The 15,221-nt window shown below is 42.1% G+C and carries 15 protein-coding genes; 14 read left to right on the forward strand and 1 reads right to left on the reverse strand.

From position 1 onward, the window contains the following. The first annotated feature begins 4 nt into the window (after window positions 1-4). From rpl6p to cmk, 11 genes are read left to right on the forward strand one after another with little or no spacing between them, the layout of a single operon-like run. The gene (rpl6p, locus tag KSK55_RS11410) at window positions 5-535 is read left to right on the forward strand and encodes a 50S ribosomal protein L6 (RefSeq protein WP_218606959.1); all 531 of its coding nucleotides are present in this window, start codon (window positions 5-7) and stop codon (window positions 533-535) included. Continuing rightward, window positions 535-984 (forward strand): 50S ribosomal protein L32e, encoded by a 450-nt coding sequence (locus KSK55_RS11415; protein WP_214419525.1) that lies wholly within the window; start codon window positions 535-537, stop codon window positions 982-984. Before rpl6p ends, KSK55_RS11415 begins: the two co-directional genes overlap by 1 nt. Next, window positions 984-1,430 carry a 50S ribosomal protein L19e gene (locus KSK55_RS11420; RefSeq protein WP_214419524.1) on the forward strand — a complete coding sequence of 149 codons (447 nt, stop codon included), beginning with the start codon at window positions 984-986 and terminating at the stop codon, window positions 1,428-1,430. The genes KSK55_RS11415 and KSK55_RS11420 overlap by 1 nt, the downstream gene beginning before the upstream one ends. After that, on the forward strand, window positions 1,430-1,957 hold the full coding sequence (locus KSK55_RS11425) for a 50S ribosomal protein L18 (protein WP_214419523.1): 528 nt from the start codon (window positions 1,430-1,432) through the stop codon (window positions 1,955-1,957). Before KSK55_RS11420 ends, KSK55_RS11425 begins: the two co-directional genes overlap by 1 nt. Window position 1,958: 1 nt before the next feature. Beyond that, the gene (locus tag KSK55_RS11430) at window positions 1,959-2,576 is read left to right on the forward strand and encodes a 30S ribosomal protein S5 (RefSeq protein WP_214419522.1); all 618 of its coding nucleotides are present in this window, start codon (window positions 1,959-1,961) and stop codon (window positions 2,574-2,576) included. Then, on the forward strand, window positions 2,576-3,037 hold the full coding sequence (locus tag KSK55_RS11435; protein WP_214419521.1) for a 50S ribosomal protein L30: 462 nt from the start codon (window positions 2,576-2,578) through the stop codon (window positions 3,035-3,037). The genes KSK55_RS11430 and KSK55_RS11435 overlap by 1 nt, the downstream gene beginning before the upstream one ends. A 5-nt stretch (window positions 3,038-3,042) precedes the next feature. After that, window positions 3,043-3,474, forward strand: coding sequence for an uL15m family ribosomal protein (locus KSK55_RS11440; protein ID WP_214419520.1), 432 nt, complete (start codon window positions 3,043-3,045; stop codon window positions 3,472-3,474). Between the two features lie 22 nt (window positions 3,475-3,496). Then, window positions 3,497-4,936: a preprotein translocase subunit SecY gene (gene secY / locus KSK55_RS11445; protein ID WP_214419519.1), complete on the forward strand. Its 1,440-nt coding sequence runs from the start codon at window positions 3,497-3,499 to the stop codon at window positions 4,934-4,936. A gap of 13 nt (window positions 4,937-4,949) precedes the next feature. Next, the gene (locus tag KSK55_RS11450) at window positions 4,950-5,522 is read left to right on the forward strand and encodes an adenylate kinase (protein WP_214419518.1); all 573 of its coding nucleotides are present in this window, start codon (window positions 4,950-4,952) and stop codon (window positions 5,520-5,522) included. Window positions 5,523-5,528: 6 nt separating this feature from the next. After that, complete coding sequence (locus tag KSK55_RS11455) at window positions 5,529-6,134, forward strand: DUF106 domain-containing protein (protein ID WP_214419517.1); 606 nt, start codon at window positions 5,529-5,531, stop codon at window positions 6,132-6,134. Next, complete coding sequence (gene cmk / locus KSK55_RS11460) at window positions 6,134-6,670, forward strand: (d)CMP kinase (RefSeq protein ID WP_214419516.1); 537 nt, start codon at window positions 6,134-6,136, stop codon at window positions 6,668-6,670. Before KSK55_RS11455 ends, cmk begins: the two co-directional genes overlap by 1 nt. 16 nt (window positions 6,671-6,686) lie before the next feature. On the opposite strand, the gene ftsA is transcribed toward cmk, so the two are convergent. Then, window positions 6,687-8,039, reverse strand: a complete 1,353-nt coding sequence (ftsA, locus tag KSK55_RS11465) for a coenzyme F390 synthetase (RefSeq protein ID WP_218606960.1) — start codon at window positions 8,037-8,039, stop codon at window positions 6,687-6,689. Between the two features lie 64 nt (window positions 8,040-8,103). On the opposite strand from ftsA, the gene KSK55_RS11470 reads away from it, so the two are divergent. From KSK55_RS11470 to KSK55_RS11480, 3 genes are read left to right on the forward strand one after another with little or no spacing between them, the layout of a single operon-like run. Further along, window positions 8,104-10,161 (forward strand): protein kinase domain-containing protein, encoded by a 2,058-nt coding sequence (locus KSK55_RS11470; protein ID WP_218606961.1) that lies wholly within the window; start codon window positions 8,104-8,106, stop codon window positions 10,159-10,161. A gap of 41 nt (window positions 10,162-10,202) precedes the next feature. Beyond that, the gene (locus KSK55_RS11475; protein WP_218606962.1) at window positions 10,203-12,680 is read left to right on the forward strand and encodes a protein kinase domain-containing protein; all 2,478 of its coding nucleotides are present in this window, start codon (window positions 10,203-10,205) and stop codon (window positions 12,678-12,680) included. Beyond that, window positions 12,677-15,208, forward strand: coding sequence for a protein kinase domain-containing protein (locus KSK55_RS11480; RefSeq protein WP_218606963.1), 2,532 nt, complete (start codon window positions 12,677-12,679; stop codon window positions 15,206-15,208). The genes KSK55_RS11475 and KSK55_RS11480 overlap by 4 nt, the downstream gene beginning before the upstream one ends. Window positions 15,209-15,221: the final 13 nt, after the last annotated feature.

Below are 15,221 nucleotides of genomic sequence, written 5' to 3' on the forward strand. Positions count from 1 at the left end.
AATAATGGCCGTAGAGAGAGTAGTGTCCATTCCTTCAGGGGTATCAATTTCCATCGATGGTTCAGTTCTGAATGTGAAGGGGCCGAAAGGTAATCTTCAGCGAGACATGTGGCATCCGGGAATTGAGATCATCGTCGGTTCTGATGATGTCCGGTTCACAACAGAATCACAAAAGAAAGCAGTAACTTCAATGGTTGGTACCCTTGCAAGTCACTGTTCAAACATGTGTACTGGAGTTACCAAGGGATATTTATACACAATGAAAGTTGTATATGCCCATTTTCCGATTCAGTTAAAGGTTCAGGGAGATCGCCTGGAAATTGTAAATTTTATTGGTGAAAAGTATCCCCGTACCGCACGAATTCTTCCCGGAACTACCGTGAAGGTTGGGAGTGATGAAGTAACCGTTACCGGAATAGATAAGGAAGTTGTAGGTTCGACTGCAGCAAACATCGAACGTGCAACCCGTATCCGGGACCGGGATCCCCGTGTATTCCAGGATGGTATATACATTGTTTCACGGAGTGAGCAGTAATGGCAGATGAAATCCGCCGGCTTCTGAAGGTCCGGAAATCAAAAGAGGCACGCTTCAAACGTGAAGGTGTAGACAAGAAGAAGACCATCCGCGATTCATGGAGACGTCCCCGTGGTCTGCACAGCAAACAAAGGAAACAGCGTAAAGCAAAAGGTCCACATCCGACCCCTGGATATGGAAGTCCGCTTGCAGTCAGAGGAATGCACCCGTGCGGTCTGAAAGAAGTTCGAGTCTTTAACTTAAACGATCTTGAGGGTGTCGATCCATCTGTCCAGGCAATCAGAATTGCTGCAACCGTCGGGCGTAAGAAACGCGAACTGGTGCAGAATAAGGCAACTGAACTGAAGATTCGTATTCTGAACTGGAAAGACGCAAGTCATCCGGCACTGAAAAACGCATCTTCAGAGAAGGACAAGGCTGCCGGGGTAACTAACGAGGAGGAAGAGTAATGAGTCAGATTTCTGGTCAGAGACGCCTCGCTGCAGATGTTCTCGGGTGTGGAGTGAACCGGGTATGGTTCAACCCTGAGAAGATCTCTGAAGTTCAGCAGGCCATCTCACGAGAAGATATCAGAAACCTGATCCAGGAGGGCATTATAGGAGCCCACCAGAAGCGGGGAAATTCCCGTGGCAGAGCCCGTGCAAAAATGGCCAAACGTAGTTATGGTCACTGTAAGGGTCCGGGTCGCAGGAAAGGAGCCGCAGGATCACGTACGAACAGTAAAGATCGTTGGATTCAGCGGATCCGTGCACAACGTCGTGTACTTCGAGAACTAAGAGAATCCGGAGAAATTGAACGGTCTGTGTACCGGAAATTTTACCGCCGTGCAGCTGGAGGACAGTTCAGAACTGTGTCTCACATGAAAGCACAGATTGAGATGGGGAGGAACCAATAATGGCAACCGGCCCACGGTACTTTGTGGCCTTCCGTCGACGACGTGAAGGAAGAACTAACTATCATGCCCGGACCAAAATGGTCGTTGCCACCAGGCCTCGCATGGTAGTACGGAAAACCAACCGGCATATCATTTGTCAGATTATTACTGCACATATGGAAGGCGACAGGACTCATGTTGCAGTCAATTCATCTGAATTAAGAAAATTTGGGTATGAAGGTTCCCTCAATAACACTCCGGCAGCATACCTGACCGGAATGCTTCTGGCAGTCCGAGCCCTTAAGGCAGGTCAGGAAGGAGCAGTTCTTGATATTGGTCTGCATCGTGCAACTCGTGGTGCACGAGTATTTGCTGCTTTGAAAGGAGCAGTAGAGGCTGGTTTTGATATCCCTCATAATGAGGAGATTCTTCCGGCAGATGAACGGTGCAAAGGAGAACACATTGCGGCATATGCTCCGGACAGAGCGGCCAATCTTCCTGCAAATGTTGCAGCGACGGTTGACGCAATCATGGGGGAGCTGAACTGATATGGCATTTGACAAGTCAGAATGGGTACCCCTGACCGGTCTTGGACGTATGGTCCAGGCTGGTGAAATAAAGAGTATTGACGAGATACTCACCAGTGGGAAACCCATCAAGGAACCTGAGATCGTTGATGCATTCCTTCCAGACCTCGTCGATGAGGTGCTCGACATCAATATGGTACAACGGATGACCGATTCTGGTCGCCGGGTAAAATTCAGAGCAGTTGTGGTTGTCGGAAACCGCGACGGGTACATCGGATTTGGACAGGGAAAAGACGCTCAGGTCGGTGAAGCCATTAAGAAGGCCATCGTGAGTGCCAAGATTAACCTAATTAAAGTCCGCCGTGGCTGTGGTTCATGGGAATGTGGATGCAGTAATCCGCACTCAATTCCAATGCTGGTTACTGGTAACGCAGGAAGTGTCCGTGTTACCCTTCGTCCAGCTCCACAGGGAATCGGTCTTGTAACCGGAGATATTGGTAAGAAAGTGCTTGAACTTGCAGGTATCCGTGACGTCTGGGCACAAACCCAGGGACAGACCCGGACCACCATCAACTATGCAAAGGCAACCTTCAATGCACTTAAGGCAACCAACATGATTCGTCTTGGAGGAATGGAGTAATGTATGCGGTTGTACAGGTCCGCGGTACGGTTAAAACCCGTCGTGAGATCAAAGACACCCTTAAGATGCTCCGTTTGCACCATATCAACCACTGTGTTCTGATCCCGGACACTCCGGCATATGCTGGTATGATCCGGAAAGTCAAGGATTTCATTGCATATGGTGAAGTGGATGCATCTACTCTGGAGGAGTTGCTTGCAAACCGTGGCAGACTTGTTGGTGATATGCATCTCACCGATGAGTATGTTAAGGAAAATTCTCAGTATGGTGGAATTTCAGAGTTTGCAGCAGCACTCGCTGGTGGACAGGCACGTCTGACAGATGTTCCTGGACTCAAGCCGGTACTTCGTCTCCACCCGCCACGAAAGGGGTATAAGACTACGAAGAGGACTGTCCAGCAGGGTGGTTCCCTGGGCTATCACGGGGAGAACATCAATGATCTCCTCTATAAAATGAGGTAATTGCAATGCCAGTAAATAAGCGTTCCAAGTACCGGGGTTCCAGAACCTGTGGTGGCGGAACCCATAAAAACCGCCGTGGAGCAGGGAACCGTGGTGGCCGTGGAAGAGGAGGAAGCAGAGATCACAAGTTTGTACGTGGGGTTGTCCATGCAAACTGGACCTATGGTACCTGTGGTTTCAAACACCACCACCGGACTGCTATGACCGGCAATGTTCTTGATATCGGCCAGATTGATCAGATTATTCCATCACTCCTTAAGGAAGGGACAGCAACCCAGGATGGAGATATGATCGTTCTCAATGCAGCTGATATTGGAATTGAGAAGGTTCTTGGTGGTGGACAGGTCACCTGCAAGATGAATATTACTGCAGAGGCGTTCTCCCAGTCTGCGATCCAGAAGATCGAGGCAAAGGGCGGGCACGCCCTGCTCTCCTGATTTGATACCTGGGAGGTTCTGAATGGGTGAGATACTCGACCGGATGGAGCCAATTCTGGCTAAAATGCCGGCAGTCAAAACGCCAGAAGGCCATGTTCATTTTAAGAACAAACTTGCCTGGACCGCTGCAATTTTAATTTTATACTTTGCTCTCACGAATATTCCTGTTTTCGGGCTTTCCCCTGAATCACAGGATATGTTCCAGTACTTCCGTGCTCTTCTTGCTGGTTCAAGTGGTTCAATTGTCCATTTAGGAATTGGTCCAATTGTTACTGCTTCTATCGTTCTTCAGCTCCTCAAAGGTGCTGACCTTATTCACATTGATACCTCTGAATTAAAAGGACAGATCCAGTACATGGGTCTTCAGAAACTCATGATCTTCATCATGATCGTGGTTGAAGCCCTGCCGATGATCGTTGGAGGATTTTTAAAGCCTGACCCGGCTATTGCTTCAGCATTATTCGGAGGTAACAGTGGTGTCCTGGCAATACTAATCTTTATCCAGATTTGTATCGGTGGAGTACTCATCTTCCTGATGGATGAGGTGGTGACAAAATGGGGTATTGGTTCTGGTGTTGGTCTCTTCATTATCGCCGGTATCTCTGAAGCAATTATCAATGGTTTCATTAACTGGGCTCCTGTTAATGATATGTATCCGGTCGGATTCTTCCCCCGTCTCTTCTCTGTAGTGCTTGACGGGGCGAATTTTATCCAGTACTTTGGAACTGACCTCATTGCATTCATTACCACTATAGCAATCTTCATACTGATTGTGTATGTTGAATCTACCAGGGTTGAAATCCCTCTGGCACATACTCAGGTTCGTGGTGCCAGAGCACGGTTCCCGGTCAAACTCATTTACGCCAGTGTGCTTCCGATGATTCTTGTCCGTGTACTGCAGGCAAACGTCCAGATGATTGGATTGTTCCTGAATAACGTGGGTATTACATTCTTTGGAACTTTTGAAGGACAGACACCGACCAGCGGTCTCATGTGGTACCTGGCTCCGATTAATAGTCCATCTGACTGGATGTGGTGGATGCCCAATTATATTGGAGGCCATGCACCATGGGAAGTCCTGATACGATTGGGTATCGATTCCGTTGTGATGATTGTCGGAGGCGCAATATTCGCTCTGTTCTGGGTGAAGACAGCCGGCCTTGATTCAAAGGCAGTAGCCCGTCAGATTCAACTCTCTGGAATGTCAATACCTGGATACCGTAGAAACCCGGCCGTTCTGGAGAAGGTTCTGGATCGGTATATTCCCCGTGTCACTGTCATTGGTGGGGTTTTCATCGGTATTATGTCGGTAGTAGCAAACCTCTTTGGTGTGATTGGTGCTGTATCCGGTACTGGTCTGCTGCTTACCGTTTCAATTACCTATCGACTCTATGAACAGATCGCCAGTGAACAGATCATGGAAATGTATCCGTTCATGCGAACATTCTTTGGTAAGGAATAAAAGAGAAACCAATATGACCGGGAAGAAAGTCATTATTACCGGAGTGCCCGGGGTCGGCAAGACCTCGGTCATTACCGAGTCAATCAGACGGCTTGAAGAAGAAGGGGTGCCATATCAGAGCATTAATTTTGGTACCTTTATGTTTGAAGTTGCACAAAAAGAGAATATTGTCAAAGACCGCGACGAAATGCGGAAACTTGATAAAAATACTCAAAAAAGGCTTCAGCAACTGGCTTCACAAGCGATCGCCCGGATCGATGGTAATATTATCATCGATACTCATGCTTCAGTAAAAACTCCGGCTGGATTCCTGGCAGGTTTGCCGGAATGGGTTTTAAAAGAGTTAAAACCTGATTTGATCATCCTTGTCGAGACTGATTCAGACCAGATATTAAAACGCAGATTATCTGATGCATCGCGTATCAGAGATATTGAAGGATATAAAGATATTCAGGACCACCAGGATTTCAACCGTGCTGTTTCAGCAGCGTATGCAATGTTTACCGGTTGTACGATACGATATATTAAAAATCCGGATTTCCTGCTTGAAAAAGCAGTTGAAGAGATGGTACAGGTCCTCAGGTAATAACTCATGGCAGGTTCAAAATCCGCAACAATGAGCATGATGCCCCTGATTCTGGCAATGGGGCTGTTGTTTGTAGCCAGTATTGAAGCAGTCCGCAATACTCTTGGGACTTCATTAAATGTAGTCCTTGGGCCCCTTGTGGATACATTTCATATTCCCTTTTACATCGTTATCATCATCCTCTCTGCAATGACAGGTTTTTATTCATCGATTATTCAGAAATATACCATTGATTATAAGAAGATGAAAGAAACGCAGAACAAGATGAAAGAATTCCAAAAAGAATATCGTGAAGCGATGCTTTCAAAGGATGAAAAGAGGATAAAAAAACTCGAATCCAAACGAACACATATGATGCAGGATCAAATGGAGATGAGCCAGGCTCAGTTCAAACCAATGGGGTATATTATGGTAATTACACTCCCCATTTTTTTCTGGCTGATATTCCGTCTCAATCATTTTGATGCCATGATCAACATGCCATTCTTCGGACTGGTTCATCTTACTGATCTCATTCTTGGACCTGCACCTGCCTGGATTATTTGGTATATGCTTTGTTCTATAACCCTTTCACAGGTAATCAGAAAAGCTCTTGATATCGGGGGTTTGTAATGCGGATTACGATCAGTGGTTTACCGGGAAGTGGAACAACTTCTCTTACTTACCATCTTGCTGAAATACACCGATATGATGTTATTTCTGCTGGTGAAGTGTTCAGACAGATGGCAAAAGAACGCGGGTTATCATTAGGGGAGTTTGGAGCGTTCTGTGAGGAAGATCCATCGGTAGACAAACTGATCGATGAACGACAGCGTGAAATTGCATTATCAAATACTCATATTATTGCTGAAGGGCGATTGTCCGGTTGGATGATACCTGAAGCAGATCTGAAAATCTGGTTGAAAGCATCATTAGAATGCAGGGTCAAAAGAATATTTGATAGAGATCAGTTTGCAGATCTTGATGCTGCTATGCAGGCAACACAGGAACGGGAAGCAAGTGAGGCTCTCCGGTACCAACAGTATTATGACATTGATATCAACTCACAAAATCCGTATCATCTTGTCCTTGATACTGAAATGTGGACAGTTGAACAACTTGGTATAATTGTCTCATCTGCAATAAAGACTTTGCAAAAAACCGAATAATTTTTATTTACCATCCTCATCTTCTATCCATCAATCTTTTCGGCCTTCCTCTGATATGGTGAAGCTCCAGACCCCCAGGTCCGGTGATGTGAACCAGAATTTGGAATATTCCATCGTCATAACTCCCAATAAGTTCTGGTTTTTGCTTCAGAATTGTCTCGGTGATCACATCGGTTATATCATGAATACTGCATGAATCCTTGTCTTCTGCTTCAACTGATATACGAAGTGTTATCTCATTTTCTTCTTCACCATATACAAATGCTTCATATTCCCCAGTAAGCGAAGGCAAATTTGATGATTGAAAAACAGCACGTTCGATGTCAATACGGTTAATTGGAACCTCAAAAATATGAATTGTCTCTGATTCACGCCAGGGATTCTGAATTCTCATGTGGGTCCTCCCACATTGGCACCTGCTTCTGCTGATAACCTTTGTTGTGTCATCGGTATCATAATTTATGAGAAGTGATCCACATCGTTCACCCGGTTTTAGTAATGTTGTAAGAACAATGTGCCCCTCTTCTCCGTCTGGTAAAAACCGTTGATGTCTTGGATCATGAATGTCAAGATGGACAATATCTTCAGGGACATGGAGTCCTGCAATTGCCTGGCATTCTCCACACATCGTGCCTTCAGTACTACCATAACTATTGTATACATCACAGTCAAAAAGTTCCTGAACATATTTTCTGGATTCTTCAGCAAAACTCTCCCCACCAACTACAAGTCTCTGAATACTGGAATCTGCGGGTTTCATTCCCTCTGCCTGCATTCTTCTCGCCAATCGTAAAAATTTAAAGACACTTCCTACAATCCCGGTTGGTTGATACGATTGAATGAGACGGATTGGAAATGTACATTTCCCAGTTGGTATAATACTCATTCCAACTTCCCGTGCTGCAAGTGTCATGGTATTTGCTCCCACATTCATTCCATAACTTGCACAGATGATCATCTTGTCTTCTGCAGTGAATCCTTGTGAGACAAATATTCGGGCATATTTTTCTGCGTATCTCTTCCAATCGTCCCAGGAAAGGAAAAAACTCTTTGGAGTTCCGCTTGTTCCACTTGTCTCATGAATGGTGTAGATATCATTCCAATCAAGGCTTTTAAACATAAAGTCCTGCGTGACTGGAGGCTGGTTTTCTCTAATGATATGACCATTTATGACTGGTAGTTCAAGTAAATCCTCATGACTTTTTATTTCATAAGGGCTGATGTTATGTTCCCTGAAAAAATTTTTATAAAATGGTGAGTGCTCTGCAGCATATTGAATGGTATACTGAATCCTTTCATCAATGAGAGCTTCAAGGTCAGGATACTTCATGGTTTCAATATCAGATCGAAGATACTGTGATGGATGCATTTTTGAATCATAGGTGAAAGAATTGTTTATACATTTCTTACAAGATTGTTTAGTAGGTAAACACATGAGAGAGAACAAACAATTTAGAAGATATTATTTTTCCATACTGGTTCTTGTTCTCTTAAGTCTCCTTAATTTCTCGTACTATGTTTCTGGAGCAGATGATCCATACACCTCTGGGGGGACTTCAGGTGTGGGATATTATATGGGTGAGTATGTTTCAGATACAATCCCGTCTTCACTTGAAGCTGGTTCATCATATCCGGTAGTCATTACCTTTCGGAATAATGGGATGGTATCCTGGGAATGGGGAGTTGAAAAATTTGGTCTCCTCTATCAGGGTTTACAATCTTCTATATCTGTTGACCCGGTTTTCTCTCCTATTCCGGAAGGAATGAAAGTTGCAACACAAGAAGTATCCTCTTTTCCTTTTACCCTCACTCCTCCTGATAAACCTGGTGAATATGAGCTGAGTTTCTCAATGTCTACCAGAAAAGGTGAAGACAGATACACGCCGTTTCCTAACGGCTTCTCAAAAAAGATAACCGTTATTCCTAAAGAAGGCGTTTCATCAGGATCTGTTGGTTCAATTATAATTCAATCAACTCCATCCGGAGCACTTGTGAGAATGGGTAATGAAGATAAAGGATTTACCCCTCTTACCCTGCCTGATCTCAATCCTGCTCAGTATGAGATTTCTGTTTCTCACCCAGATTATTCATCTAAATGGACACAGGTTATGGTCGAGCCTGGAGCTGTCAGCAGGGTTCAGATTGATCTGACCTCTCAAGAAAAACCTTCAGTTTCTACAGAACATCTTTTGAAATATACGACTCTTGGTTGGATTTTGGATAACCTTCCTCTCATTATTATCAGTGCTGTTATTATTTTCCTGGGTTTTCAGGTGATTATGATGGATACCCAAAGAATTCCTGAACAACACCCGATCAGGCGGTATACACGTCCCCTCATTATGTTTGCTCCTTCAGCGGATGGTAAAAACAGGTTCCAAAGAGGGGTGGGTGATAGAGGAAAAGGAAATCAGGCAGGGGAGAACGAATCTGTATCCGGAAAATCTGATGCCGGCTGGAATAAAAAGGGTGGAAAAACATCTGGTTCTGGAATTGGTGGTCAAAAAGTAATCATGGATCGTTCTATACGACGGGGAGGATCAGATTCTGATAAAAAACCGATTGAGACAGAAAATTCAATTCCTGACATCCAGGTAGAAGATCCTGAGCAGGAGAGTAAAGAGATTGAGGGGATGTGGGGTTTTCCTCATTCTCTTCGTGATCGGTATGAGCCCCTAGGAGTGGCAGGAGATGATTCATACGCACGGGTATACAAAGTCCGCAAAAAAGAGAGTGGTGCTTTAAGGGCATTAAAAGTAGGTCATTTAAAGCAACCCGGAAGTGAAATCCTTCAGAAAGAGACGGCTGTCTGGCGATCACTGCGGCATCCAAATATCGTTCATCTGTTCCGTTCTGAGTTTCTTGATGACATGACATTTTTAGAGAATGAATACCTGGAAGGATTATCGTACAAGGGCTCTCTCCATACCTCCCTCTCCGGCCTTCCAAAACCTATCCGGGAACAATATGCCGTATCTCTCGTTCGGGATATTGCCGAAGGACTTCGTTATGCTCATGAAATAGGAGTTCGTCATTATCATCTTCAGACAGGTGATATTCTTATTACTCCTAAACTCCGTGCAAAAATTTCTGGTTTTGCGAGGGGGAGAAATGAATTTGGATTCTCAATAAAGGATTCAGATGTCCGGAATGCTACTGCAGCATATATTACACCTGAACAAAAGAATGAAACAATATACGGAAACCCAGGAAGAAGAACTGATATCTATCAGCTTGGGGTTATTTTTTATGAACTTCTGACTGGTTTTCTCCCTTATAGTCCGGAAGCATTTAAGAAGTCAGGTCGTGAAGGATTGTATGAGGAATATAAAGATGAACTTATTTTACCCTCAGAAATAAGAAAAAACCTGGTAAAATATGATCCTATTCTTTTACGGATGTTATCCCGGAAAAAATCAGGGCGATATGATTACATGGATGAGTTCATCGCAGATCTAGATGCGTTGAGCAGGCCTAAACCGGTAGAATAAATAGGCTGTACGTACATCTCATTCTTTACAGGTACAGTCGGATGGTTCCTATCATCGTAGTAGTATTACTCGTAATATTAGCCATTGTTGTACCTGTAAATGCTGCTGAAGAATGGGTTAACCCTCCAGGGTTTGGTCCTGCATATGTTAGTGATACAATTCCAGATCAATTGCTCCCTGGTCACGCTTATCCGGTTTTCATAACGTTTCGCAATAATGGTCTTGTCAGCTGGCAGGATGAAATGAGAAGAATCGGTCTTTTGTATGAAGGAGATTTAACTGATGTGACAGCCATCCCCACATTTGTTGAACTCTCAAAAGATCTCAATATTACTCCAGGAAAGACCGCAAGTTTTGGCCTTACTCTTCTTCCAGTTGGTGTTCCTGGATCGTATAATCTTTCTTTTTCCGTTGTCATGCGTTCTGCTATCGGAGATCAAAAGATTACAGAGAGTTATGTAAAACACATAAAAATTGTCCCAACTGATGGTATCTCATCACCGGTAAATGGATCTATTTATGTTGAAAGTCCTCTGCCAGATTTGAAAATTTTTCAAAACTCGGTGTATGTGGGGAATATTCCTGCAATAATTGCAGATGTAAAACCTGGTCGATATGAGATCAAAGCAATGAATGGGACATTTGAGCGTTTTTTTTCAGTAGATGTAGATCGGGGAACAATGACCCGGATCATGGTCCTGGATCAAAGAGATCCTCCAGTAATCACAAAGAAAAAAGTGGGTCCTGTCTCTGATGGAACACTGATAGGATATATTGAAGCAAATATTCCTCTTATCCTCATAATTCTCCTGATAATTATAGTATGTATTGGATTAGTGATTCATGGGTTGCGAAAAAGAACCCAATTAGAAGAAGAGAAATCTAAAAAAGGAAAAAAGAAACAAAAATCCGATGATCATGATGAGAATCGGTTAGAAGAGGAAAATGAACTTCTTAAGAAGATTCATTCGAAAAAACCGATCTTTGAAGGATTGACATCATCTTCAATTCAAGATGGAATCAGTTCAGGCAATCCCTCTGTTTTAACGGGATCTGGTGTCTTGAAATATCATCCGGGTAAATTGGATAAATCATCGGATAAACAGGGCATTAAAAGAGAAATTTCTGATGATAAGAAAAAAGGAACCCTACTTACTCCAACTCATGATCTTGATGTTAACCTGCAGAACCTTGAATTAAAATCAGGTTCTGCAACAGCATTTCTAGGAATTTCTAATAATTCATCTGTTCCGGTAACAGTAAAAGATCAGGATATTTCTGCTGGAGGGTTTGGCATAGTTCCAGTAGATCTGAAAGAGCCAGTTGATGATGAGCCTGAGTTAACCCTTCGCCTTCGTTTTCTTGCCGGAGGATCTGAATTTTTTAAAAACATTTCAATTCCTTACAATCGTGGTCTTGCCTTACTGGCTCGTGGTGTGGTCGAAAAAGGATATGAATACTTTAAAAATTTACTCCATAATGATCCAACAAATATACAGGGATTATTTTATCAAGCCATGATTCTTGCAAAATGGGGTCTTGAAGAGGAATCAAAAGCTGTTTTTGAGGAAATACTAAAAATAGATCCTTCACATACCGAAGCTTTGAGTGAATTAGAAAAACTTAATACGAAAATTCAAAAAAGAAAAGAAAACAGAGAAATTCAGATCAAACCAAAAATTGCCGGATATCCAGATGAGTTATTCGATCGTTATACTCCTATCCGGGTTCTTGGTGATGATCCATTTGCGACTGTAATTCTGGTACGTAGAAATGATACAGGAGATTTACGTGCCCTTAAAATCCCCCAGAATACTGCAGATATTCGTCCATCCCTATATACGGAAATTTCATTATTATACCAACTTCGGCATCCATATGTTCTTCGTATGTTCAGGGCAGAATTCTCCCCGGTAATGTTTCTTGAGTTAGAATATGTGGCTGGAGCCCGTTATGAAGGAACACAACGGATATGCCTCTCCGATCTTCCTGCTCCGTTACCGATTGACTTATGGCTTCCAATGATTGAGCAAATTTCTGAAGGTCTTGCGTATATTCACAAACAAGGTGTTCGTCATTACCATCTCTCACCTAAGTATATTCTTCTTGATGAACCAATGACACCAAAAATTTCAGGTCTCATTCGGGAATCATTACGTGGGGCTGGGAGTAGTGGGAAAGAAGAATTTTTTGTTCAGGCACCTGAACAGATTGATCCACATTTTTTTGGAAAAACCGGGAAAAAAACAGATATTTATCAACTTGGGGCAATATGGTTCTGGTTGGTAACTGGAAAAATTTTCAATCATGATACTCTAATTCCAGAATCAGACTGGGAAAAAATATCGTTCAGCAGGTTTGATGAATCTCTGGCATGTTATGACCCACTTCTTCAAAATCTCACCGCCCGCTTTAAAAATGATAGGTATTCTTCTGTTGAATTTTTTTTAAAAGATCTTCATGAGGCCTCTATAAATCAGGGTATACCTATGAGTAATTCATTTTCTGATGCCGTATGAGAATTGTATCCGAAATGAATACTGTTCCTATATGGCGATATATCCTGTTTATTGTCATTTTATTATTTTGTATTCCGATAATCGGCATTACACATGGCTCTTTATCTGGAATTAGTATTCAGGGAGGTGAATATGTAACTGATACAATCCCTGAAAACCTATCTACGGGACACAGTGGTCAATTCATGATAGAATTTCGAAATACTGGAATGACTGCATGGGAATATGATGTAGAGAAGTTTGGAGTTGAATACTTCAGTGATAATTCCCTGATTACTATCGAACCCCTAATTAACCTACTTCCGAAAGGTTCCAGAGTTCATAATGGTCAAAGTTACCAGTTTCCATTTTCAATGAATACTCACAATCCTGGAGAAGTTACTCTTTCATTCGCATTAGTCAGATTGTTACCGTCTGGTAAAACTGTACCTGTTTCAGATATGGTTAATATTCCTGTAAAGATTATACCACAAAATCCCAATCTTATGAGTGAAACCGGAGTTATTCAGGTATCAGGGGGAGTTTTTCATCTCCCAGTAAAATTGGATAATATATATGTTGGAATGACTCCTCTTACTCTCTCGGATATTCAGGCAGGGTTCCACAAAGTGGAAATTGAAGGGAGAGAAGGGGTGATGGAAAAAGAGATTGAGGTTTTGCCAAATTCTTTGAATCCTGTTTTGTATGATCCTGAAGATTCTTTTTTTTACATCGAAACAAAAAATTCTCTTTTATTAGATGACACAAATCCGTTTCTGACTGCAATATTATCAAATTTTTTTATCGTTCTTGGATTCGTAATCACTTTGACCGGAGTTGGAATTTGTGCAGTTGTTGTAATAACTGGCAAGATGAAACGAGTGAAATTCACAGTTTCACAAATATTACCGTTTTCAATTCATAGCCATCCTGGCCGGGATTTCTCTGTTGAGGTCTCGAGAAAAACTGATAAAGATGAGGTACGGTTTGATCCCATACCTGGGATATTTACTCAGGGAAGAGAAAAAAAGTTCCAGATAAAAATTTCGAATCTAGGTAAAAAGGACATCACTGTTGAAAATCACCGCATTTCTCCAGGAGAAATCAAATTACTGTATCGGGAGATAAAGGATGATAGTCCTGGAGACAATGTCACTGGGATGGATATTTCCTATATTGGAAGTGACGGTAAAAAGAAAACTCAATTTATTAACCTATATTATCGGATTTTACCGAAAAAACCTGATCTCTCCTGGGTGTTTGAACGTTTTTTTATAAGGGATGGAAAAGTTGTTGCAGTTATTAAAATTAAAAATAAAACCCTTGAAGCATTAAATATTGATTCAGTGAACATATTGCCCGGAAAAGAAGGAAAAATCTTTATTGGGATGGATGAGCCAGATATCGACTCAATTTCGACTTTTAAAAATCTGCATATAATTGATGGAGAAGGTGGTTCATTATCTCTGCCGACAAAAATACCATATAATCGTGGCGTTTTCCTATTTTTTTCAAAGCAATTTTCTGATTCTCAAGAATGGTTTCATCAACAGATGAAGAAGGGAATTAACGATCCAAATCTGCAAAAATATGCAGAGATTGTTGAGAAAAAAATTATGGAACTGAAAATTGCTAATAATTTGACAGATCAGAGAGGTGACAATGAAAATAAAAAATCTATGCTCCCCTCCCCTCCTGATCATCATCATATTACGAATACTAACATTCTTTATGATATACAACAGGAATTTCCTGAGGATCTCATTTCTCTTTATCACCCATCTGGAATTATCAGTGAAGATAGGTTAGGAATGATTTATAGGGCTGTGAGAGTATCAGATAACGAAGAGGTAGCGGTACGTATTCTAAAACCTGGAAAAGTAAATCATTCAACAATTGAATTACAGATACAAGCATGGAGATCGTTGAAACATCTGAACATACTTCAAATAAAATATTGGGAACGCGATCCCCAGTACTATTTGGAATTTGATCTCCCCTCCGGAGTTCTTCAATCTCGAAAAAGAATATATTCCCTTGCAGATGTTAAAGTTCCAATACCACCTCGTGCCTCTCTTAAAATCATCCGCGGACTTGCAGAAGGTATTGATTATCTTCATCATCAGGGAGTAAGACATTATCTCTTGGAACCTTCAGTAGTTTTGCTTGATAAAGGATTAAATCCAAAAATATCTGGATTTGACGCAGCTGCTCTGGTGCAATCATATATACCAGAAGATTGTTGGATTATTGCTCCTGAGCAATGTAACTCTGCCAAGTACGGAAATCCTGGGAAAAAGACGGATATTTATCAGGTTGGAGCGATCTGTTATTACCTTATCACCGGCCAGATCCCATCCATTGACAATTATAGTGATGTATTGCCCTCACACATCAATCCGGATTTAAATGTTTTCGATAATCTCATACGGAAGACATTGTCTCCAGATAAAAATGGCAGATATGGAGAGGTAAATGAAATGATTCAGGAAATTGACAATCTCATTGATGCTTTTTCTCCAAAAATCAAACAGAACTCTCGTAGATAATTATGTTATTAAA

It is taken from the genome of Methanospirillum hungatei (assembly GCF_019263745.1).
In the GTDB taxonomy this organism is placed as follows: domain Archaea; phylum Halobacteriota; class Methanomicrobia; order Methanomicrobiales; family Methanospirillaceae; genus Methanospirillum; species Methanospirillum purgamenti.

Bases quoted from the DNA above. Each gene is read 5' to 3' on its own strand.
- rpl6p (WP_218606959.1), top strand. From the start codon at position 5: ATGGCCGTAGAGAGAGTAGTGTCCATTCCTTCAGGGGTATCAATTTCC.
- KSK55_RS11415 (WP_214419525.1), top strand. From the start codon at position 535: ATGGCAGATGAAATCCGCCGGCTTCTGAAGGTCCGGAAATCAAAAGAG.
- KSK55_RS11420 (WP_214419524.1), top strand. From the start codon at position 984: ATGAGTCAGATTTCTGGTCAGAGACGCCTCGCTGCAGATGTTCTCGGG.
- KSK55_RS11425 (WP_214419523.1), top strand. From the start codon at position 1,430: ATGGCAACCGGCCCACGGTACTTTGTGGCCTTCCGTCGACGACGTGAA.
- KSK55_RS11430 (WP_214419522.1), top strand. From the start codon at position 1,959: ATGGCATTTGACAAGTCAGAATGGGTACCCCTGACCGGTCTTGGACGT.
- KSK55_RS11435 (WP_214419521.1), top strand. From the start codon at position 2,576: ATGTATGCGGTTGTACAGGTCCGCGGTACGGTTAAAACCCGTCGTGAG.
- KSK55_RS11440 (WP_214419520.1), top strand. From the start codon at position 3,043: ATGCCAGTAAATAAGCGTTCCAAGTACCGGGGTTCCAGAACCTGTGGT.
- secY (WP_214419519.1), top strand. From the start codon at position 3,497: ATGGGTGAGATACTCGACCGGATGGAGCCAATTCTGGCTAAAATGCCG.
- KSK55_RS11450 (WP_214419518.1), top strand. From the start codon at position 4,950: ATGACCGGGAAGAAAGTCATTATTACCGGAGTGCCCGGGGTCGGCAAG.
- KSK55_RS11455 (WP_214419517.1), top strand. From the start codon at position 5,529: ATGGCAGGTTCAAAATCCGCAACAATGAGCATGATGCCCCTGATTCTG.
- cmk (WP_214419516.1), top strand. From the start codon at position 6,134: ATGCGGATTACGATCAGTGGTTTACCGGGAAGTGGAACAACTTCTCTT.
- ftsA (WP_218606960.1), bottom strand. From the start codon at position 8,039: ATGCATCCATCACAGTATCTTCGATCTGATATTGAAACCATGAAGTAT.
- KSK55_RS11470 (WP_218606961.1), top strand. From the start codon at position 8,104: ATGAGAGAGAACAAACAATTTAGAAGATATTATTTTTCCATACTGGTT.
- KSK55_RS11475 (WP_218606962.1), top strand. From the start codon at position 10,203: ATGGTTCCTATCATCGTAGTAGTATTACTCGTAATATTAGCCATTGTT.
- KSK55_RS11480 (WP_218606963.1), top strand. From the start codon at position 12,677: ATGAGAATTGTATCCGAAATGAATACTGTTCCTATATGGCGATATATC.